At 33.5% G+C, this 22,091-nt stretch carries 19 protein-coding genes, 6 tRNA genes and 1 other RNA gene; 16 read left to right on the top strand and 10 right to left on the bottom strand.

The annotated features are described in order from the left end of the window. Window positions 1-136 precede the first annotated feature (136 nt). From hutI to BW926_RS02125, 3 genes are all read left to right on the top strand, one after another. Window positions 137-1,360 carry an imidazolonepropionase gene (gene hutI, locus BW926_RS02135; protein ID WP_076443739.1) on the top strand — a complete coding sequence of 408 codons (1,224 nt, stop codon included), beginning with the start codon at window positions 137-139 and terminating at the stop codon, window positions 1,358-1,360. Between the two features lie 269 nt (window positions 1,361-1,629). Next, a complete protein-coding gene (gene hutG, locus BW926_RS02130; RefSeq protein WP_076443738.1) occupies window positions 1,630-2,550 on the top strand; it encodes a formimidoylglutamase in 921 nt (306 codons plus the stop codon). Window positions 2,551-2,732: 182 nt separating this feature from the next. Then, entirely contained in the window at window positions 2,733-4,028 is a 1,296-nt protein-coding gene (locus BW926_RS02125) for an aldehyde dehydrogenase family protein (protein ID WP_076443737.1), read from the top strand. Between the two features lie 140 nt (window positions 4,029-4,168). Here the strand turns inward: BW926_RS02125 and pyk are convergent, their stop codons facing one another. From pyk to BW926_RS02095, 6 genes are all read right to left on the bottom strand, one after another. Beyond that, the gene (gene pyk, locus BW926_RS02120) at window positions 4,169-5,614 is read right to left on the bottom strand and encodes a pyruvate kinase (protein WP_076443736.1); all 1,446 of its coding nucleotides are present in this window, start codon (window positions 5,612-5,614) and stop codon (window positions 4,169-4,171) included. Next, window positions 5,607-6,080, bottom strand: a complete 474-nt coding sequence (locus tag BW926_RS02115; protein ID WP_076443735.1) for an IPExxxVDY family protein — start codon at window positions 6,078-6,080, stop codon at window positions 5,607-5,609. The genes pyk and BW926_RS02115 overlap by 8 nt, the downstream gene beginning before the upstream one ends. Continuing rightward, window positions 6,058-6,819, bottom strand: coding sequence for a ribonuclease III (rnc, locus tag BW926_RS02110; protein WP_076443734.1), 762 nt, complete (start codon window positions 6,817-6,819; stop codon window positions 6,058-6,060). The genes BW926_RS02115 and rnc overlap by 23 nt, the downstream gene beginning before the upstream one ends. 9 nt (window positions 6,820-6,828) lie before the next feature. Then, window positions 6,829-8,073: a beta-ketoacyl-ACP synthase II gene (fabF, locus tag BW926_RS02105; protein ID WP_076443733.1), complete on the bottom strand. Its 1,245-nt coding sequence runs from the start codon at window positions 8,071-8,073 to the stop codon at window positions 6,829-6,831. Between the two features lie 33 nt (window positions 8,074-8,106). Next, window positions 8,107-8,346 carry an acyl carrier protein gene (locus tag BW926_RS02100; protein WP_002976354.1) on the bottom strand — a complete coding sequence of 80 codons (240 nt, stop codon included), beginning with the start codon at window positions 8,344-8,346 and terminating at the stop codon, window positions 8,107-8,109. Window positions 8,347-9,274: 928 nt separating this feature from the next. Next, window positions 9,275-10,696, bottom strand: a complete 1,422-nt coding sequence (locus tag BW926_RS02095; RefSeq protein WP_076443732.1) for a hypothetical protein — start codon at window positions 10,694-10,696, stop codon at window positions 9,275-9,277. 1,052 nt (window positions 10,697-11,748) lie between these two features. Between BW926_RS02095 and BW926_RS02090 the strand changes: the two genes are divergently transcribed. The 4 genes from BW926_RS02090 to BW926_RS02075 all read left to right on the top strand — a co-directional run bounded on the left by BW926_RS02090 (window position 11,749) and on the right by BW926_RS02075 (window position 16,722). After that, on the top strand, window positions 11,749-13,158 hold the full coding sequence (locus tag BW926_RS02090) for a hypothetical protein (RefSeq protein ID WP_228403376.1): 1,410 nt from the start codon (window positions 11,749-11,751) through the stop codon (window positions 13,156-13,158). A 15-nt stretch (window positions 13,159-13,173) separates the two neighbouring features. Next, complete coding sequence (locus BW926_RS02085) at window positions 13,174-13,926, top strand: carbonic anhydrase (RefSeq protein ID WP_076443731.1); 753 nt, start codon at window positions 13,174-13,176, stop codon at window positions 13,924-13,926. 637 nt (window positions 13,927-14,563) lie between these two features. Continuing rightward, window positions 14,564-15,850 (top strand): hypothetical protein, encoded by a 1,287-nt coding sequence (locus tag BW926_RS02080; RefSeq protein ID WP_076443730.1) that lies wholly within the window; start codon window positions 14,564-14,566, stop codon window positions 15,848-15,850. Between the two features lie 398 nt (window positions 15,851-16,248). Continuing rightward, window positions 16,249-16,722 (top strand): M15 family metallopeptidase, encoded by a 474-nt coding sequence (locus BW926_RS02075; RefSeq protein WP_076443948.1) that lies wholly within the window; start codon window positions 16,249-16,251, stop codon window positions 16,720-16,722. A 92-nt stretch (window positions 16,723-16,814) separates the two neighbouring features. Here BW926_RS02075 and BW926_RS02070 read toward each other — a convergent pair whose 3' ends face one another. The 4 genes from BW926_RS02070 to ssrA all read right to left on the bottom strand — a co-directional run bounded on the left by BW926_RS02070 (window position 16,815) and on the right by ssrA (window position 19,462). Beyond that, a complete protein-coding gene (locus BW926_RS02070; RefSeq protein ID WP_076443729.1) occupies window positions 16,815-17,603 on the bottom strand; it encodes a T9SS type A sorting domain-containing protein in 789 nt (262 codons plus the stop codon). A gap of 291 nt (window positions 17,604-17,894) precedes the next feature. Beyond that, window positions 17,895-18,428 carry a tyrosine-type recombinase/integrase gene (locus tag BW926_RS02065; protein ID WP_076443728.1) on the bottom strand — a complete coding sequence of 178 codons (534 nt, stop codon included), beginning with the start codon at window positions 18,426-18,428 and terminating at the stop codon, window positions 17,895-17,897. A 251-nt stretch (window positions 18,429-18,679) separates the two neighbouring features. Then, window positions 18,680-18,928, bottom strand: coding sequence for a hypothetical protein (locus tag BW926_RS02060; protein ID WP_076443727.1), 249 nt, complete (start codon window positions 18,926-18,928; stop codon window positions 18,680-18,682). A gap of 132 nt (window positions 18,929-19,060) precedes the next feature. Then, window positions 19,061-19,462: a transfer-messenger RNA gene (gene ssrA / locus BW926_RS02055) on the bottom strand. 289 nt (window positions 19,463-19,751) lie between these two features. Here ssrA and rpsU point away from each other — a divergent pair. The 9 genes from rpsU to BW926_RS02010 all read left to right on the top strand — a co-directional run bounded on the left by rpsU (window position 19,752) and on the right by BW926_RS02010 (window position 22,075). Further along, on the top strand, window positions 19,752-19,949 hold the full coding sequence (gene rpsU, locus BW926_RS02050; RefSeq protein ID WP_062697349.1) for a 30S ribosomal protein S21: 198 nt from the start codon (window positions 19,752-19,754) through the stop codon (window positions 19,947-19,949). Window positions 19,950-20,031: 82 nt separating this feature from the next. After that, on the top strand, window positions 20,032-20,919 hold the full coding sequence (locus BW926_RS02045) for a tyrosine-type recombinase/integrase (protein ID WP_076443947.1): 888 nt from the start codon (window positions 20,032-20,034) through the stop codon (window positions 20,917-20,919). Beyond that, complete coding sequence (locus tag BW926_RS02040) at window positions 20,916-21,206, top strand: HPF/RaiA family ribosome-associated protein (RefSeq protein WP_076443726.1); 291 nt, start codon at window positions 20,916-20,918, stop codon at window positions 21,204-21,206. Before BW926_RS02045 ends, BW926_RS02040 begins: the two co-directional genes overlap by 4 nt. 109 nt (window positions 21,207-21,315) lie before the next feature. Next, window positions 21,316-21,392 (top strand) — tRNA-Thr (locus BW926_RS02035). Window positions 21,393-21,408: 16 nt separating this feature from the next. Then, window positions 21,409-21,489: transfer RNA gene (locus BW926_RS02030), tRNA-Tyr, on the top strand. Between the two features lie 86 nt (window positions 21,490-21,575). Beyond that, window positions 21,576-21,648: transfer RNA gene (locus BW926_RS02025), tRNA-Gly, on the top strand. Window positions 21,649-21,742: 94 nt separating this feature from the next. Continuing rightward, window positions 21,743-21,819, top strand: a tRNA-Thr gene (locus BW926_RS02020). Between the two features lie 16 nt (window positions 21,820-21,835). Further along, a tRNA-Tyr gene (locus tag BW926_RS02015) sits at window positions 21,836-21,916 on the top strand. Window positions 21,917-22,002: 86 nt separating this feature from the next. Further along, a tRNA-Gly gene (locus BW926_RS02010) sits at window positions 22,003-22,075 on the top strand. Window positions 22,076-22,091: the final 16 nt, after the last annotated feature.

Raw genomic sequence — 22,091 nt, 5'->3', positions numbered from 1 at the left:
AAGATTGAAACTTTTTGATGATTTCTATGCTGAGATCCTGCGGAATGATAAGCTTTGTGCAGATTTTGTCATGATGAAATCATCTAGCAAAATGAAATCAAATAATTGATCAAACTTTTAGCTTTAAACCAAATAAATGAAACTTATAGGGCCTTTCAAGCAAGTCGTAACCCTTGCGAACCTTCCTTTAAGAGGAAAACTTTCTGATGAACAACTTGAAATTATCGCTGATGGCGGTATTTTAATTAATGAAAATAAAATTCAAAAAATCGGAAATTTCGAAACATTAAAATCGGAAAATCAAAATATAGAGATTGAAGCCATTGAAGAGGAGCAGATTGTTCTGCCGGCTTTCGTAGATTCCCACACTCACATTTGCTTTGGAGGTAACCGCGCGAATGATTTTGCTATGCGTAATGCAGGAAAAACTTATCTCGAAATTGCTGAGAACGGAGGGGGAATCTGGAGCTCTGTCCAGCACACAAGAAATGCTTCGGAAGAGGAATTATTGAAAACATTATTGGAAAGGATTAATTTCTTAATCTCTCTCGGAATTACTACAATCGAAGTGAAAAGCGGCTACGGATTGGATGTCATGAATGAGCTTAAAATGCTTAGAATTATTAAAAAAGCACAGGAGCAGACAAAAGCGACTTTGGTTCCGACCTGTCTTTCTGCTCATTTAAAACCAAGAGACTTTGATGGCACTAATGATGATTATTTAAGTTATATTTTAACTGAAATTTTACCTAGGGTAAAAGAAGAAAGCCTGGCAAAGCGTATTGATATTTTTATTGAAAAATCAGCATTTCAACCGGAAGAGAGTAAGATTTTTTTACTTAAAACTAAAGATTTAGGTTTTGAAATTACGGTTCATGCAGACCAATTTACTCCAGGTAGTTCAAGAATTGCAGTGGAAGTTGGAGCACAATCTGCAGACCATCTGGAAGCTACGATTGACGAAGATATAGAATTCTTGGCACAATCAAATACAGTAGCAACGGCACTTCCGGGAGCAAGTTTAGGATTGGGCGAGAAATTCAGTCCGGCAAGAAAATTATTAGATGCAGGAGCAATCCTGGCTATCGCAAGTGACTGGAACCCGGGTTCTGCACCTATGGGAAATCTGATCACTCAGGCCTCTATTCTGGCAACATTTGAAAAACTGACTACTGCCGAGGTTTTGGCAGGAATCACTTTCCGCTCGGCATTGGCACTTGGTCTGGAAGATAGAGGTAAATTGGATGAGGGCTTAAAAGCAGATTTTGTTACTTTTAAAACGAATAATTTCCAGAATATTCTTTATAATCAAGGGAGCTTAAAGGCGGAGAGCGTTTATATTGATGGGAAATTAGTATGATTTACAATGTTAAAAGCAATTAAAAATAGAATAATTTATTTATAGTAGGTTTAAACATCATTAGCTTATTGCAATCATTTGGATCAATTTGAGCTCTGTAAAAGGCGAAAAGATTTAATAATATATGATTTCTTTTTATATCCTTTCTTTTATCAGTTATCTTTCTTTTTACTTTTTAATAAGATGCATAACTTTTATTTTTCAATTAATAAAAGAATAGTTTACCTTAAATATTCTAGCAAACAAAAAAACAATTAAAGTACTTAAAAATGAATACTATCTGGCAGGGAAGATTAGACGGTGAAGAACTTCTTTATCACAGAATATTCCAAAGGGTAAAAGAAGAAAGCAATTACGATATGATTTCAACTAATGATTTCGTTTTACACGGATTTGCTGTAGACGAAGGAGTTAGAAGAAATAAAGGAAGGCAGGGCGCAAAAGATGCACCGGATGTTATCAGAAAAAATATGGCCAATTTCCCGGTGATATTTCCGGATTTTTCTCTGCTTGATTTTGGAAATATAACGTGTGATGACGGAAACCTTGAAAATACCCAGAACGCTCTTGCTAAAAATGTTTCTAAAGTTTTATTAAAAGGTGGAAAGTCAATGGTTTTGGGAGGAGGCCACGAGGTCACTTATGCTCATTATCTTGGGGTAAAAACGGCTTTTCCCGAACAAAAAATAGGGATCATTAATATTGATGCTCATTTTGACAACAGGCGGCCTGAAAATGGAGTAGGTGCGAGCTCCGGAACGGGTTTCTGGCAAATAGCTCAGGAAGGTGAAATTAATTCGCTCCATATCGGAATCCAGAGAAATTCAAACACTTTAAAATTATTCGATACAGCTCATCAGTACGGAATGAAATATATTCTTGCAGATGAGTTTTTTTTCGAAAATCTTCCATCTATTTATGAAAGAATTAATGAACTGATTGAAAGTGTAGATTATCTGTATCTGACAATTTGTATGGATGTTTTCAATGCTTCTGTTGCGCCGGGAGTTTCTGCTTCAGCTTATAACGGGATTTTTGCAGATGCTGCATTTATGCATTTTTACAGGCATATTTTGAAGAGTAAAAAATTGCTGGCTTTAGATGTGGCAGAAGTGAATCCAGGCTATGATATTCAGGACAGAACGGCAAGACTGGCTGCCAGCCTTATGAATGAATGGTTTATGATTTAGGCATTAATTTTAATTACAAAACCTGTTAGGTTTAGATATTGTTGTAGTATCTTGTAATATTTAAGATAGAGAAAATCATTATTTTTTTAAACCTTAAGGAACAAGTTTTGTTGCTTTCATGATGCTTTGAAAGAAAAAGCATTGATAAATTCATCCATTTGAATTTAAAAAGAAATTACATTATGGAACAATCAATTGAAAATAAACTTATAAAAGCAGATAATGCATTTTCTGAATGGAAAAAACGAACATTCGAAGACAGGCAGCAACTCATTGCAAAAGCAGCCGAAATTTTAAAGAATAATTCCGAAAAATACGGGGCGATCATTACTCAGGAGATGAATAAGCCGATTTCGCAGTCAATAGCCGAGGTTGAAAAATGTGCTTTAATGATGAATTATTATGCCGATGCTGAAAATATTTTAAAACCTGAAAAAATAGATTCTGAATTTGCTTATTCTGAGATTCACTACGTTCCGAAAGGTGTAATTTTAGGCGTAATGCCCTGGAATTTTCCTTTCTGGCAGGTTTTAAGATTTGCTGTTCCTGCTATTCTTGCTGGAAATACGGTTGTTCTGAAGCATGCCTCAATCTGTTTCGGAAGCGGTAATGCAATTGAGAAAGTCCTTTTGGAGGCAGGTTTTCCGGAAGGCGTTTTCCAGAATCTGGAAGCGGGGCATAAAGAAGTAAAGGATGTTCTTGAACACCATATTATAAAAGGTGTAAGCTTAACCGGAAGTGGAAGGGCAGGAGGAGAAGTGGCTTCCATAGCTGGTTTAAATATTAAAAAATCTCTTTTGGAGCTAGGTGGAAGTGATGCGTTTATTGTTTTGGATGATGCTGATCTTGAGAGTGCGGTAAAAGAAGGAGTGCAATCACGGCTTCAAAACTGCGGACAGACGTGCACTGCAGCAAAAAGATTTATTATTGATGAAAAAATTGAGGATGTATTTCTTCCGAAATTTATAGAAGAATATAAAAAATATGTTCCCGGAGATCCGATGAATAAGGAAACAAAAATTGCCGGAATGGCACGGGCAGACCTTGCAGATGACCTAGAAAAACAATTTAAAAAAGCATTGGAGCACGGTGCAGAAATCATTATTCCGTTGGAAAGGATTTCTGATAATGAATTTAAACCGGGATTAATCAGAGTTCAGGAAGGAAATCCGATCCTGGAGGAAGAGCTTTTCGGGCCTCTTGGGATGATAATGATTGCTAAAAGTGATGAAGAAGCTTTAAAAATAGCCAACAATATTCCTTTCGGGCTTTCAAATGCTGTCTGGACGAAAGATAAAACCCGTCAGTTGTTTTTTATTGAAAATTTAGAATCCGGAACGGTGAATATCAATAAAATGACAAGCTCTGATCCTCGTTTCCCGTTTGGAGGAGCAAAAGGTTCGGGATACGGAACGGAATTGTCTCTACTGGCTTTAAAGGAATTCGTAACCGCCAGAACTGTTATTGGGAATGAGTAGATTAGTAAGAAAGCTGGAAAAGGCTAGTTAGAAGTTTATAAAATACTGCTCTAACGAACATTTCAGACATATAAAAAACTCACGAAAATCATTCGTGAGTTTTTTATTTTTTTTATAAACAAGCAATTTTGCTTTTTAATTTAAACTGTTGTCAATCTCAATGTATTAGTTTTACCTCCTTCGTAAGATGGCGTTGCATTGATATTAATAACAAAATCACCGGTTTCAATATATCCGTAATTGTGTGTAAGCATATTTACCTGGATAATTGTCTCGTCCGTAGACTTTTTCATATCGTAATAATAAGCGTGAACACCCCAAAGAAGGTTTAGCATCGTGATTACCCTTTTATTACCACTGTAAACAATGATATGAGAGTTTGGCCTGTGTGCAGACAGCTGGAAAGCTGTATATCCTGAGCTGGTTAAAGTAACAATGGCAGATACATTGGTCGTTTTTGCGATTCTTACGGCAGCAAGGCAAACCCTGTTTGTAATGAATCTTTCATCGATACAATTGAAATCTTTCTCAATAGGCTCATTTTTGTGCTGGTAAAAATGAGTCATTTCTATGTTTTTCACAATTTTAGCCATATTTTCCACTACCTGTACCGGATATCTTCCTACAGAAGTCTCTCCTGAAAGCATCACTGCATCAGCTCCGTCCAATACAGAGTTAGCAACATCATTTACCTCAGCTCTCGTCGGAGTTAAGCTGTTGATCATGGTTTCCATCATCTGCGTTGCGATGATAACAGGCTTGGAATAAAATCTCGCTTTTTCAACAAGATTTTTCTGGATGGCTGGAACTTCTTCCATCGGAACTTCAACACCTAAATCTCCACGGGCAACCATTAATCCGTCGCATTCCAATAAGATCTGGTCAATATTTTTTACACCTTCTGGCTTTTCAATCTTCGCGATAATCGGAGTTTTGAATTTACCGTTCGGATGTTTTGCAATTAATTCCTTTAAATCGATAATATCCTGAGCATGGCGAACGAAAGAAAGTGCAATCCAGTCGACTTCCTGGTCAAGCATAAAATTGGCATCCTGAATGTCTTTTTCCGTTAAGGCAGGAAGGGAAACGTTTGTATTAGGAAGGTTTACTCCTTTCTTAGAGCTTAGAGGTCCCCCTTGAATGGTTTTTGCCTTTACCGTATCTTTTTCATTAGTTTCAATAACTTCCAAAACCAATTTTCCATCATCGATCAAAATTCTTTCTCCCACTTTTACATCCTGTGGGAATTGTTGGTAGGTCATATAAACCTTCGTAGAATCACCTTCTATTTTTTCATTTGTGAAAGTAAGGATATCTCCTGGGTTAAGATAAGAGCCCTCTTTTACAACACCTACTCTCAGCTTAGGGCCTTGCAAATCTCCAAGAATTCCTACAGAAAAACCATGCTCTTGATTAAGCTCTCTGATGATTTCAATATTTTTTCGAACCAAGTCGTAATCTGCATGTGAGAAATTTATTCTAAAAACATCAACACCTGCTCTCATTAGTCCTAACATTACTTCCTTCGACGATGACGCCGGACCAAGTGTTGCGATAATTTTTGTCTTCTTTAAATACTTATTCATAATACTGGATAATTTGATAAAGCTCTTCATCAGAACCTAGTGTATAATCTTGAATTGGAAACACAAGATTTTCAGGGAGCAAAATTACGGAAAAATCAGGAAATTGTTCCGAACTATGCAAAATATATTCTACATCTGCCTGATCATTTAATAAAAACTTAATATTTTCTTCTTCTGAAAAGAGCTCAGTTTGTATTTTTTTTTGATTACTTTCAGAAGATTTGTTGGAGATGAATGTAAAACATGTTTTTGTAAACTTATGATATGCTTCAAATCTTGGAAAAAAGTAATCATAATAAGACCCATGAAAGACAAGATCATCAATCCTTTTAAAAGCCAGGTCGTTTATTTGATTTGTCTTGTAGAAAAACTCGTGATCGGGCATACTCTTTGCTAATCTTACCAAACCTATGGCAATATCTTCAAATTCTATGTCATCAAAATCATAAAGCTTTTGGACTTCCAAGTATGTTTTCTTTTTTGTTTAAAATATAAAATGCCCTTTGTGCTGCTTTTTCTTCTGCTTTCTTCTTGGAAGTTTCCATGGCATTGGCAATTTTTTTGGTTCCGAGCCAGACATGGCAACGAAATACAATCGATTTATTTACCTGGATTTCTTCACAAGTTTCGTACTTTATATTTACTTTCTTCTTCTGGCTCCACTCCAGCAGAAGACCTTTGTAGCTTACAATCTTATTTTCAAGCTTGTTAATTTCGGTAGGCGTCAGTAATCTCTCCAGAATGATCTTCCTACAGGTGTCATATTGGAAATCAAGATAAACAGCACCAATCAATGCTTCAAATAAATTTCCGGAGATATTCTCACCTAAAGCTATAGAGCCGGATTTTTGCAAAAGATCTGTCAGTTTTAAGTCTTCTCCTAATTTATTAAGATTTTTCCTATTAACAATTTTAGACTTCATCTGTGTCAAATATCCTTCATTAGCCTGAGGATAAGTTTGGAACAAATGACAAGAAATAATTGTACCCAAAACAGAATCTCCCAAAAACTCAAGTCTTTCGTAATTACTGTCTTGATTTTTAGATGAATTTTTCAATGAAAAAGCTTCACGGTAGAGCGCGATATTTTGTACCTCTGTTCCCAACATTTTGTTCAGTTGAGTACTAAGGAAATAATCTCTCTCCGTTAATTTTTTTTTTCTGTTTTTGAGAAGGAATTTAGAAAAGTATTTCTGTAACTCCATTCATTGAATTTAGATTTTCTTAAATAGAACGCAAGCGTTATGCCCACCAAACCCAAAAGTATTACTCATGGCTACTTTTACATCTTTCTTCACAGCCTTATTGAATGTAAAATTCAGTCGGCTGTCGATATTTTCATCATCAGTAAAATGGTTGATGGTAGGAGGAACAATACCATGAATAATCGTTCCCAACGCAGCAATAGCTTCAATAACTCCGGCTGCACCCAGAAGATGGCCTGTCATTGATTTTGTAGAATTAATCTGAATGTCAAAAGCATGCTCTCCCAATAATTTTGAAATTGCGTTGGATTCTGCAATATCTCCTAATGGAGTAGATGTACCATGCATATTGATATGATCTACTTCATCAGTAGTTAAGCCTGCATCTTCCAGGCAACTTTTCATTACCAGATAAGCCCCAAGACCTTCAGGATGGGGTGCTGTCATGTGATGTGCATCCGCACTCAGACCTCCGCCCTTTAATTCTGCGTAAATTGTTGCACCACGTTTCACTGCATGCTCATATTCTTCAAGAATAATACTGCCTGCTCCTTCACCCAGAACAAAACCATCTCTGTCTTTGTCGAAAGGCCTTGAAGCTGTTTTAGGATCATCATTTCTTGTAGAAAGTGCCATCATTGCATTGAATCCACCCACACCACTTGCTGTAACGGCGGCTTCAGAACCCCCACATACAATTACATCTGCTTTTCCTAGCTGGATCAGCATTTTGGAATCAATTATAGCATTTGCTGAAGATGCGCAGGCAGAAACAGTGGTATAATTTGGTCCGTGGAAACCGTACTCAATAGAGATATGCCCCGGTGTAATATCCGCAATCATCTTCGGAATAAAGAATGGATTGAATCTAGGAATATCTGTATTTGCCCATCCTAAAACCTCAGTTTCAAAAGTTTCCAAACCTCCGATTCCTGATCCCCAGATTACTCCGACTCTGTTTTTGTCTACATCGTCTTCGATAATTCCTGAGTGTGCTACTGCTTCTCTTGCTGCAACCAGCCCAAGTTGAGTATTTCTATCCATTTTCTTAGCATCTTTCTTATCGAAATGCTGTAACGGATCGAAATTTTTCACTTCGCAAGCGAATTTTGTTTTAAAGTTTGTGGCATCAAAAAGAGTAATCGGAGCGGCACCGCTCTCACCTTTTACAAGATTTTCCCAGTATTCTTTTGCATTATTTCCAATCGGTGTTACTGCTCCAAAACCGGTTACAACTACTCTTTTTAATTCCATAAACTTTGTTTAATTTTCTTTTGTTGAAGAATATTATTTATTTACTACTTCCTCGATATAAGCGATGGCGTGTCCTACAGTAGTAATTTTTTCAGCTTGATCATCAGGGATTTGAATGTTGAATTCTTTTTCAAATTCCATGATTAATTCAACTGTATCTAATGAATCAGCTCCTAAATCGTTAGTGAAGCTAGCTTCAGGAGTTACTTCTGTTTCTTCAACGTCAAGCTTATCAGCGATGATAGCTTTTACTCTTGATGCAATGTCTGACATAGTAAATTATTTTTTTAATTGTTAGATGCTGCAAATATATAAAATTCTTTACGATAAAACATTTTTTTAGTCTTTTTTGTGCCTTCCAGATATGTATTTTGTGATCTTTTCGTTTAGTGTTTTAGTTTTCAGGAGTTTATATTTTAACATTTTGGATGCTTAGTTTACTTAGATAAAATGAAATTTTGTGCCTTACCTATTATAATATGGTATATAGCTGGCAATATCCTCTTTACAAAGGAATTAGCCTGAATATTTAAATCTTAAGATTATAGAAATGAAGTTTCATTAAGTATATTTGTATATCATTAAATTGAAAAGGGAAGGTTTTGAGTATATTAGATATTTCCATAACACTCGGATGAACATGAAGAGAACACTTTTCATTTTCATTTAAAATACTTTAGTTTAAGCAACGGGCAAATTTAAATAGGCGATAATAATCATAGCCCATTGTAATGGCTCCCTTTTGTATAGAGAAGCGAAACAAAAGATATAGTGAAAGCGGAAAATTACTAATAAAAAGTTTAAACAAGTTTTCCAATTTAATTTTTTATCAGGTAAAAGGGAGCCGATGTCGACTGCCTTGAAAATGAACGAGCCTTCAGTAAAAGTGCTAAGCAGTTTATCAGTTCTCAGACTTTTGGAAAGACAGTAACCTTTTACAGAATTGGGGAAGACTGATATAAAAGGACCATTACTAAAATATTCTATGACGAAGTATAAATATCTTTCAAAAGAAATTATAAAATCTGGTTTTGGATGATGGTATTTTAAGGCTTCAAATAATATTGAGCTTCAAAAATTTCAGGGTGGCAAAAATAGAAAATTAGGTTTTTGGGTGGGCAAAAATGCTGTATTACCTTGGGATTACAGAGAGCGTAAAAGAAAAATTGGGTAATTCAATTATAATCTTGCTTAAGGCTATTTAAAACTTTAATTTTCTTAATTTAAAAAACAAGGCCCTGTAAAAAGGGTAAATTCCTAGTTTTTTCATTACTGTGATCTGCTGATGTTTTTTTGTAGGATTTATTGGGATGCCTGCCAGTCTTTCATCGATATTTTTTAAAATTAATTCATAAATTTTATGGTAAAACTTATCTCTGTTTCGTCTCTTGGTGGAAAGGAGGAGGTTTAATAAATATCGATTATTAAAAGGTGAAATAACAATGTTTTGAACATTGGAAACAGATTTTGAAGCGCCTGCCCAATTCGGCATCTTGTGCTCCCAGTAAATGTAGTCAAGGATATGAATATTGTGGGTCATTGTTTCTATCCATTTTTTTATGGCGTTTTTCTCATATTCTCCATCTTTTAGGCCCAAAATAAAGCAGATGTCACTTAGCGAAAGCTTGTTGGGAAGGGGGTCATAGAAATTTCTTGCCACTTCGCTAATATTTCCGTTGATAAGATAACGGTTGGGGAAATGCATGTTCATTAAAGAAGCCATTTTGTGACTTTTGGGTTCATTTTTCCAAATGACAGGATTGTTTTCTTTTGAATTTATTTTGGATAGATCGTAATCAATGACTTCTAGATTTTTTGAGAATAAATTTACAATATCACCGGCAATTTTTGCATCCTGTTTGCCGTTTTCCGTTTTGTGATTTAAAACAAAATACCTGACTTTATCAGAATTCTTCAATGATGCCGCAAATAATATCCTCGAGTCCCATCCAGCTGTAACGGCAAGAGCAAGTTCTTGCCTGTTGGCCATGCTTTCAATGGATGATTCAAGAATTGAAAGTGCTTCTTTTGCAACAATATCGTCGTCCAATGTCGATAAATCTGAAGTGGGATAATATCTGGTGTATTTTTTATCTTCAATAGTATAGTAAAAATTCGGGATGAATTTATTAATGTATTTGAAAGGAGTCTTACTGAAGATATTTATTTTTCTGTCAATAATATATTGTGGAATACTTTCATGATAAGTACTTTTTTTCTTATCTGCTGATATAATGAAATCAGGTTGTGCACTTATATAAAACTCATCATTTTGATGGTAAATATACGCTTCCAGTTGACCGGCTGCATCATTGAAAATGTAGGTTTTTCCGTCTTCAAAAAAAATAAAAATAAAAAAACCGGTTAATTTATTCAGCTTCTCAATTTTTTTTTCCAGATTTAAATTAATGATAGAATTTACAATTTCAGCATTTGTGTATTGTGGATTTTCAAAATCAAAAACTTCTCCAAAGAAAATAATTTCTTCTTTGCAAATTAAATGTCTGCTATTGGATTTATGTATTTGTACAGAAAGATTTTTATGATAAAAGATTTGTCCATTAGTCATGGAGAAATCAATTTTTTTATTACTAATAAGATATTGAAATGGAGATATTTCCATTGTTTATTTTTACAAATTATCGGTAAAGTTACAAAAAAGTGGAGCAACTATGTTTTTAATGTTATTTGGTTTGGCTTTACTTTCGTGTCTGCTGTAAAGGCTTTATTTAAGGGGGATTTATTAAAATTTGATTGAAATTGATTGAATGATATATAATAACTTCGGATATAATTTTAAAAGTAAATTTACATTTTAGCATCAGTTAGTTATTATTTAAGAAGCAAAATTTTAGACTAAGAATGTGCGATTTGGGTGCGGTTACAATCATTACAATTATTCTCATTTACAATAAATTTTCTCAATTATCAGTATTTGCAGAATGTGATTTTAGCCTTTATAAATAAAAAGCCGTTGTTTATTTTGAATATTTGTATTTCGGAATTAAATGAAAGGCCCTTGTTTAACTAGTTTAAAGAAATTAAAACCAATCCTTCGCTTTTTTGTTTTATATCATCGCAAGGTGAAGCAATTTTTTTTTGAAATAAACCAATTTATCATTTAATAATGTAAACAAATACCTTTCGTTTAAAAAAGCGGAACGGAGATAGATTTGGTATTGTTTCATTTTCTATTATATCCTTGTCAAGTACTTGGTACAACATCTGATTGGTTTGTTTTTAGGTTCAGCGATACAAAAATAAACAAGCTGTTTTCATGCGAAAAATTTAAATGGATTTATGTAAAATATAAAATGATTATTCATAATTAAGTCCGATAATTTGTATATTTGTTAAAAAAAATTAACTCATTCAGATGAATTTATTCAGTTTTATCACTCATTTTGGTGCGGAAGAAGATTACCGAAAAAATTAAGTAAAAGCAAATTTACGAGTTATAAAAAGTATACTTTGGAAGGATGATTGAGATTATGAAGCTTATTCAGGATAGGATCCAGTTAATGAATTTGTTTACAAACTAGCCGTAAATATTTCGGAAAAACTATTTGACAAGCTTGTTATTATCTAGTATTAGTGCATTGGTTTGAAAAGTGGATATCCTTTAAAAAAGAAAGTATCTTTTATACTTTTACGAATTTATTGAATACAGATTTATTGAAAGGTTTATTATTGCTAATATCACATAATTATGATAAATTAATAATTTTAGAAAAAAATACAACATTATTTCGATATTATAAAAAAAAATTTAAAATGGAAAAAGTGAAAACGTTTTTTTGTTTGTGCCTTCTATCTTTAGGGACATGGCAAGTTAATGCTCAAAACTCTAATTTCTTTAAAGACAGGAAATTACCACTTAATGAGGATGGGAGTAGTTTTGTTAAGCTGACATTTTTAACACAAATTTGGATGCGTTCTGCACAATATAATCCAGGCTCAACATTTGATGGGACTGCGAAAAATAGTGGAACAGACATCGGTATTAGAAGAACTAGTTTTCAACTCTTCGGACAGTTGACTGACCGTGTTTTTGCCTATTCTTATTTTGGTTTAAATAATTTTAATACTTTATCTGATAGAAAAGCAGGTTTCTTTGTGGAAGATGCATATGGAGAATATGCTGTTGATAAGGTAAAATTATCATTAGGAATGGGATTGTCCGGCTGGAATGGGTTGTCCCGTTTTGCGTCTGCAGCGGTTGGATCACAATTGGGAATTGATGCACCCCTGTATCAACAAATGACAAATGATGTTACAGATCAATTTTCAAGAAAGCTTTCCGTTTTTGCAAAAGGGAAGCTTGGCAAATTAGATTATCGTTTACAAATGGCACAACCTATGTCAGTAAAAAAAATGTCAAACTATAATCCCGCTATTACTATGAACTCAAGCTTTTCGGCATTGCCTCCTAAAATGCAATACAATGGTTATTTTCAGTATCAATTAAAAGATCAGGAATCTAATCAGGTACCATATCTTGCAGGAACTTATCTAGGTAAAAAAAAGGTATTCAATATTGGAGCGGGATTTGTTTATCAAAAAGATGCAATGTGGAGAACCAACGAAGTTAAAGATACTATACAAAGCAATATGTTACATATTGCAGCTGATATATTCTATGATGCGCCTATAGGCAAAGATGGAGAGGCAATAAGTTTATATGGAAATGTTACGCATTCTGATTTTGGGAAAAATTATATCAGAAATTCTGCAGTAATGAATCCTATTAATGGAGAAAGAGACCCAAATATCCTTAATGGAGGAGGAGTTGCTTTCCCAATGAATGGAACTGGGACAACATATTTTGTGCAGGCAGGATACAAATTTAAAGATGATTTAATTGGTAAGACAACTTTAATGCCTTATGCGTCGCTTCAGCATTCAAATTTTGAAAGGCTTAATCAAGCTATGAATTTTTGGGATATGGGGGTAACGTGGTTGCTTTCAGGGCAAAATTCAAAATTAACATTATCATACCAAAATCATCCTGTATATAATAATGCTGGGGACAAAATTACTACAAAAAATTCTTTACTATTACAATATCAAGTTTTTTTTAATTAAAAATAAAATATCACGATGAAAAAATTAATTTTTACATTTGGCTTATTCTCTTTAAGCTTAGTATATGCTCAAGAAAAATGGAGTTATCAAGGAGATAAATCTCCAGAGCATTGGTCAGAATTTGAAGGAAATGAAAAATGCGGGCAAAGCAAATCTCAATCTCCTATTGATATTACTACTTCAGAAGTAGTTTCAGGAAAATCAAAAAAAGATATCATTTTCCATTATGATATTAATGATATTAAAGATATTAATGATAATGGGCATACTTTACAATTTGATTTCAAGGAAGGAAATTATATTATCTATAATCAAAAAAAATACTTTTTGATACAATTTCATTCACATGAAGAATCTGAACATACAATAGATGGAATTCGTTACCCGTTAGAGCTCCATTTCGTACATAAAGCTATGGATGGATCTGTTCTTGTAATAGGTTTAATGGTGAAAGAAGGACAAGAGAATTCTTATTTTGAAAAATTAAGTGCGTTCAAAAATCTTACAAAAGACCAAAAAGTTGATACTGACATTAATTTTAATCCAGAAAATATGTATCCAAAAAATAAATCATACTATACGTATTCCGGGTCATTAACTACCCCTCCTTGCTCGGATAATGTAACATGGATTGTTTTTAAAAATTCAATTGACATGACTAAAACTGAAATTGAAGACATTGCAAAACATTTACCAAAAAGTAATAATAGACCTATACAACCTCTAAATGGAAGAAAAATCACCAGTTATAAATCCTCAACAAAATAATTTTCTATTTGGATAGGCTTAAGCCGTTATCTTAACTTTCTTTGAAATGAACATTTTTATAGACATAATGTATAAGCTGTAAAGTCTTTTAAGAATAATTATATTGGAAATGAGAATTATTTCGTTTCTACCAAGAGGTAGAAAATACAAAGCAGGAAGATCAAAATAATTTATATGCTTTTTATTTCTTGCTTTGAGCATTTTATAGGACAAAAGCATAAAGTAATATTTAATGTCTATCGAGAAATTCTACATAAGACTTTAGATGAAGCGGAGAACCAAAAACTAATGTCTCAGGCAGATCTTTATAATACAATCAGTATTATCTTTATAAGCTCAGAAAAATGCTTTCGGTGTTGAGGAGATAGTTTCAGGCTTAACAATTAGAAAATTGACAACAAATTAGAGATCATCTAACATGATGGTCTCTTTTTTTATTAAGTAGAAATAAATCTACAATTAATTAACAGATAGGTATTTGTACCATTTTTGCGAATTTTTTTATTATTCAACGGATATTAAAGCCTTATAACAGAATTTATTTTAAATTACTCAAAATTAATAAATTGCCAAACCATAAATCCATGTATTGTGAATTTATATATTATTTCTTTTATTTGTGAAAAATTTTAAATTTATGAAAAAAATTATTCCTCTATTTCTTTTAAAGAGCTTTATAGCATTTTCTCAAATTGGTATAGGAACAGCTGATCCAGATCCTTCTTCTATGTTGGATATTAATGCCACAGACAAAGGTATCTTGATCCCCAGAGTTAATTTATCGACCAATACAATTGTTAATCCCCAAAAATCGCTTTTAATATGGAATACAGACAATACTAATAATTCTGAAGGCTTTTTTTTCTTTGATGGTAACATATGGAAAAAATTAATAAATAATAGCTGGAATGTTAATGGAAATATAGGAACGTCTAGTGTCACAGATTTTTTAGGAAATATAGATAATATGAGTCTATCAATCCGGACAAACAATATTCCAAGAATGAAGATAGGGAATGAAGTTGCCGGAAATAGTTTTACAAATGTTGATATAAATTTAAATCCCACTACATCATATTCAGGCGCGATAATTTCAACAAACAATACTGTTAATATGCAAAATGGTTCTTCTGCTGCGAATGTTTTTGGAATTGAAAATTTATTATACTTGAGAAATGGATCAACAATATCGAACACCTTTAGGGCAATAAGAAATAGACTTTGGAATATCCAAACAACCAACTATCCAAATGTTGTTGGAACTCTAAATGAGTATAGAGGAGAAGTAACAAGTATAAGTAGTTTTAAAGGTTTTATTAATACTTATGACTTAAGAGCCGGGTCTAATACAGCTGATATGAGAGGTTTTTCTAATGAATTTACAGGCCAAATTAATGGTAATATAACCAATTATTATGGTTTTTATTCTGGGATTCATAGCAGCTTGGTAGGGTATACCAATTACTATGGATTCTACCAGGAAAATATTGGATCTGCAGTAAATAGATACTCCTTTTATTATGATGGGGACGATGTCAATACAAAAGATGTTGTTATAACAGGTGCAGGAAAAATTGGAATAGGAACTAATTTACCACATTCAAGTCTTCAAACAGAAGGATCACTATCTACTAAATATGATACTACTGCTAATAATACAGGCATATACACATTGTCTGAAAATAATTTTACATTACGAATATTTAACCAAATTTCATCTGTAAATCTTCCAAATCCAAATACTTGCAAAGGAAGAATTTATATTTTAATAGGAAGTAATGGAATTAGTACAAAATCAATAACTGTAAATGGCGGAGCAGTTATATATGATGATGTTCAAAACCTTAGTATATCAACCATATCATCTGGTCAGCGCTACCAAATTCAAAGTGATGGTAAAGATTGGATTGTTATTGGCAATTAAATATACTTTCCAGATAAAATGGCAAAATATTTTCAGCGTTTAGAACTAGAAAAATAGATAATGACGTTTAGTTGATATTTTATATTGACAATATGAAACTCAATTTTGATTCTTCTGATTTTGAATTATTCTTTTTATTAAATTTAAGCTAAATTAGACTGTCTCAAGAGGGGAAGAGGTATTCTGAAATGTCCTAAATGACAAAAGTTTTCAGACAGAGGAGCCCGAGAGAGCGAGCTTTTGAGGTAGCCTCATTATATTGGTCCCCGGCTATCCATTACATGGAATTTATAAAACTAGCATTTGCTGTTTTAACTGTTATTTGTGTTATTCCGGTACAATTTGTTGTAGAAAGATATTAGATAAAATGTACATAAAATATTTCAAAAATAAGAATGATAGATCAACCAACAAAAGAAAGGATAAGGAAGCTTCATCCAAGTGTAAGAGAGGAGATTACTCAGATCATAAAAGAGTGTGATATTGCTCTTACAGGACGGGCTAAAGTCAGAATTACACAGGGTTTAAGAACTTTTGCTGAACAAGATGAATTGTACGCGTATGGGAGGACCAAACCCGGAAAAAAGGTAACAAATGCCAAAGCCGGACAAAGCATTCATAATTACGGATTAGCCGTTGATATTTGCCTTATTATTGATGGAAAAATAGCCAGTTGGGACACGGTAAAGGATTGGGATAACGACCAGGTGGCCGACTGGTACGAATGTGTAAAGATATTTGCAAAATATGGCTGGGACTGGGGCGGTAACTGGAAGACCTTCAAAGACCTTCCACACTTTGAAAAGAAAGGCTACAAATGGCGTAATCTGATTCAGAAGAAGAGAGATTCGGAAGGATATGTTTTTCTCTAAATAATTTTATACAAATCTCATCAAAAATCAATCCCCTCCGAAAGAAGGGGATTAAATGTTGTTTAATTAAATTCAATCTGTTTTAGAACGACTTATTGTTTTAATAGTTTTTTTGTGATTTTTTGTTTTTCTGTTTCTATGATTATTGTATAATTGCCTGGTAAAGCAGAAGACATATTAACTTCATCTTGAGTTCCTTTAAGTAATGAAGAGCTTATCTCTCTTCCTGATTCATCAAAAATCTTATACGATTTTAACCCTTCTTTGGAAGAAATAGTAAAATTATTTTTTACTGGGTTGGGAAAAATATTTATTGTATTGTTTTTTGCCTTTATATTAACATCATCTACTCCTAAAACATTATTAACTGTCAAGTAGAAATTTTGAAATGAATAAAGGCCTGATCCGCTGGCTGTTATTTTTAAAAAATTAGTTGGTGAATCTAGTTTTATTCTCACGGTACCACCATCATTGCTACTACCATATTGAGAAACTCCACTATAGTAATTTGGGCCAACAATTATACAGTTAGTACCAGTATTTTGCAATTGAAATATTCCAGTATCAGTGCTTACCTGATAAATTTCATCCTTATATAACCAATTCATGCTTACATCAACATATCCAACTATAGGAGAACTGAAGTTGAACGTTAAAAATGTAGATGTTGCAGTTTGGAAAGTATAACCCGTTGATGTTACAGATGCTGAGCAGGAAACTCCAGGTAGTGAATTAACAGTCGTTCCCGACCCTAATAATTTGCTTATTGTTATTCCATTTATAATCTGGTCTGCAGTGCCATTAAGCTCTATAGTTTGAGCATTTACGGTATAACCTATTAATACAGTCCATAAAATCATAAAATAAGAGAATTTTTTCATGCTTTTTTATTTAAAAAATTATTGTTTTTAATGTAACTAAGCTTAATCGCGTAAATGTATTACTTTTTTGAAATATTATCCAAACGAAATACTTTTTATCTATACTATGTACACTTTTTGTCGGAAAACTGAATTCATAACAAAAAAAGACTGCGCGAAGCAGTCTATAGAATGTCAACAATATAACTAAATGAATTTTGGCATCAGTTCCCTTGCAATTTCAAATTCTCGTTCTTGATGTTTGGTTGCATAGATTTCTGTAATTTTTTCAGAAGAATGACCAAACACTTTTTAAACAGTTTGAATTTTCATTCCATTTTCTTCTTTGTCATTTGCCCCTTTATGTTTGATCCAGTACATTTTTTTATAGATTTTCAGACCTTTGTGGACATTATCACGCCACATATTCCCTGCAACATTGACTGATAACTGATAAGGTGAAACAACAAATAGCTTGTTTTTTCTTCTGCAATAAGGACTTTCAATTCCAAATAAAAAATTGTCAGAATTTGACAAGTCAAGTTTTAAATCATAAGAAATAGGAACTTTTCTTGCCTTTGTTTTTGTTATTTCTTTAGGTAGTACAAAAATTTGTTTGTTCAAATCTATCATTGAACATTTGATTTGGCGTATTTCATTAGGTCTTATTCCACATTGATAGATGATTTTTAGAAAAATATTGAAATTCGGACAAACAATTTTGAAATGATTGATAATTTGCGTCTGTTCTTTGTCTGTAATTAAATCAATAAATTGCGATTCTTCTTCCAATAAATATTCAAGACCTTGTGCCGGATTGTTTTTGACAATGAATTCTTTTTTCAAAACTGAAAATACTGAACGCAAAACATTAGCACCTTTATTGTATCTGATATTTGACCAATTTTTAGCTTATTTTGTAGCTTCTAACAATAATTTGATGGTAGGATTCAAATTCTTTTATATTGTAATTTTGCCATCCTAAATTGGTTATTTCAGGTTTAATGGACCTGTAAATAGAATTATAATCTTGATTTGTTTTTAAGGCAAGTTTTTTATCAAAAATTTTGAAAGCAAAATCAAATGCCTGAATAATATTATAACTTACGTCTTCGGGTTGGGGTAACATTTTTTTTTATTGGAATCCAACCTTTTTTCAGTCGGTCTTCAACCACTTCTGCGAGTGCTAGTCCATATTGCTCACGTTCTTGATAGTTACCGATTTTGTTAAGGTCTTCCTTCACTCGGATAGGATTACCACCATTAAACCGGAACCATACATACCAATCTTTACCATTTTCTAAAGGGTAAGTTTTCAATTTTGGAGTTGTCCATCTGTTTTTCATTTTTCTGAATTTTTAGTTTCAGATACCAGGGGTGGTGAAAATCAGATATTTTGTGCCTTTTGTGCTTTTTTGTGTTTTTTCTCTTTGTAACCACTATCAAAAACGTAGTATTAATAGTGGTTTAGAGAGATTCTGTGGAGTTGGAGGGATTCGAACCCTCGTCCAAACAAGCAATACATAAGCTTTCTACATGCTTATTCTGCTATTGGTTTTCGACTGGAGGCAGAGAGCAGACACCCAACTTTCAGCTTATCTTCTGAGGTTTTCGAGTTTTAGTCGAAGCACCTAAAACCTTATTTCCGCATTCCTATATCCCAGGATCAAACGCCGCAGAACAGAGCATTTGTGGAATATCTTGCTCCCTTACTAAAGTCTTCGGGGAAACGCTTGATCTACTATACTTCGATATTAAGCTGCAAGAGCGAACTCTTCGTTGCCAGTTAAAATTTTGTAGCAAGGGATTATAGAGATCGCGCTACGGTTCTCTGCATGCTTACTTACCCATTGGTCTTGCTGTCGAAACCAGTCAACCCCGTTGATAAAGTGAATACAAAGATAATACTTTTGTTCAAATACCATTAATATTGTCAAACTAAACTTTTATTTTTTATTTGGAGCTTCATCCCGTCTTCCACTCATACTCCTCACGCCATAGCTAAAGCCCTCTAGCCCAGTTGCAGGGTAAACGTTACAACGGGGCTATGGTGGTGGTCATTCATTTGAAAATTAAGATTAACAATTAATAGTTAAGTATTTTGTTGCGATTAATTTTGCGGATCAATAAAAAATTCCTACTTTTGCAATCCAAAATGAGATGTAAAATATGTTAATAATTCCAGTAAAAGACGGAGAGTCTATCGACAGAGCATTAAAAAAATATAAAAGAAAATTTGATAAAACGGGTACAGTTCGTCAGTTAAGAGCTAGACAACAGTTTATTAAGCCTTCTGTAACTTTAAGACAAGCCAGACTTAAAGCTGCTCACAAGCAAAGAAATCTTAGCAAAGAAGAACAGGCTTAAGAAATTTTCTTAATTCGCATACTAAATTCACTCTTTAAATGGTTATATTTGAGGAGTGAATTTTTTGTTTTTATACTTTATGATGCTGGACAAATTCTTAGAATATTTACAATTCGAAAAGAGGTATTCGCCTCACACTATCACAAGCTACAAAAAAGACCTTGAAGATTTCTCTTATTTTTACCTGAAAACAGAATCCTCCGAAGATATTTCAAAGGCGGACAAAAAAATAATCAGAAACTTTATTGTAGAGTTAAGCGAAAATAATATCTCAAAAAGAAGCATTAACAGAAAATTGTCATCACTTCGCAGCTTTTACCATTTTCTGCTTAAAATAGGTGAAATTAAAGTTTCTCCTGCCGAAAGTATATCTTCCCTCAAATTTTATCCCGAAAAACAAATTCCCATGTCTAAGGAGGAGATGCAGCTGCTTAATGACCGTGTTTTTGACCAGCTCCACGATCTTTTGGAAAAATGTATCATGGAAGTGCTTTATCAGACAGGAATTCGTAAGGCTGAGCTTTGTGGTATGATGTTTGAAAATGTTAACTTAAACGGAAATGGATTAAAAATAATCGGAAAAGGAAATAAAGAAAGGGTGATTCCTATTTCCGAAGATTTATCTGATCTGTTGAAGAGCTATTTGAAAATACGCCATCCGCAGACAGAATATAAATCATATTTTTTTGTGAATAAGAAAGGGAAAAAACTCACCGAAAAATTTGTTTATGTGGTAGTTAATAAGTACCTTAGTCTTATAACAACAAAAGAAAAAAGAAGTCCTCATATCCTTCGTCACAGCTTTGCTACACACGTTTTGGATAATGGGGCGGAAATTTCCAAAGTAAAGAAAATATTAGGACATTCGAGCCTTGCAAGTACTCAAGTCTATACGAATGCTAATATTGAACAATTGAAAAAAGTGTTTAATCAGGCTCATCCAAGAGCCTCAAAAAATGACGAATTATGAAGATCACAGTACAATCAATTGGTTTAACTCCTCATGAACCACTAGAATCTCACATTGAAAAAAAAGTAAGTAAACTTGATACATTTTATGACAAAATTCAAGAATGTAAAGTATTCTTAAAAGTAGAAAACAATGCAGATAAAATAAACAAAACATCAGAAATAATATTGGTAGTTCCGGGAGACGATATCGTTGTTAAAAAGACATGCATAACTTTTGAAGAAAGTTTAGACCTTTGCGTTGATACTGCTAAAAAGCTATTAATCAAGAAAAAAGAACTAGCATAACAAAAAAAGTTAAAAAAAGTTATTGAAAAATTTGAGAATTCAAAAAATCCGCTCTATATTTGCACTCGCAAAAAGGGAACAGCGATCTTTTGAATTCTTTTTATTAAATGCCTCCATAGCTCAGTTGGCCAGAGCACGTGATTTGTAATCTCGGGGTCGTGGGTTCGAATCCCTCTGGAGGCTCCATTAATATAAAATATCTGGGGAGATTCCAGAGTGGCTAAATGGGACTGACTGTAACTCAGTTGCTTCGGCTTCGTAGGTTCGAATCCTGCTCTCCCCACATTTTATATTAGAGAAAAAGTTGCATAAATAAAGGATTTTTCCTAAGTTTGCACAGCGTTACCAATAATTTTGGAAAACAAAATTGCGGAAGTAGCTCAGTTGGTAGAGCGTCAGCCTTCCAAGCTGAATGTCGCGGGTTCGACCCCCGTCTTCCGCTCAAAAATATCACACTTTTATAGGGTGATTTTTTTTTCACTACTGAAATGATGTAGAGTAGAGTTTCTCACAGCATTCAGTCCATTATATTAAATGCCTCCATAGCTCAGTTGGCCAGAGCACGTGATTTGTAATCTCGGGGTCGTGGGTTCGAATCCCTCTGGAGGCTCCATTAATATAAAATATCTGGGGAGATTCCAGAGTGGCTAAATGGGACTGACTGTAACTCAGTTGCTTCGGCTTCGTAGGTTCGAATCCTGCTCTCCCCACATTTTATATTAGAGAAAAAGTTGCATAAATAAAGGATTTTCCCTAAGTTTGCACAGCGTTACCAATAATTTTGGAAAACAAAATTGCGGAAGTAGCTCAGTTGGTAGAGCGTCAGCCTTCCAAGCTGAATGTCGCGGGTTCGACCCCCGTCTTCCGCTCAACAGAAAATCACGC

The organism is Chryseobacterium sp. RU37D (assembly GCF_900156075.1).
In the GTDB taxonomy this organism is placed as follows: domain Bacteria; phylum Bacteroidota; class Bacteroidia; order Flavobacteriales; family Weeksellaceae; genus Chryseobacterium.
The sequence above is the reverse complement of the archived record's forward strand: the minus strand, read 5'-3'. Positions and strand labels throughout refer to the sequence as shown.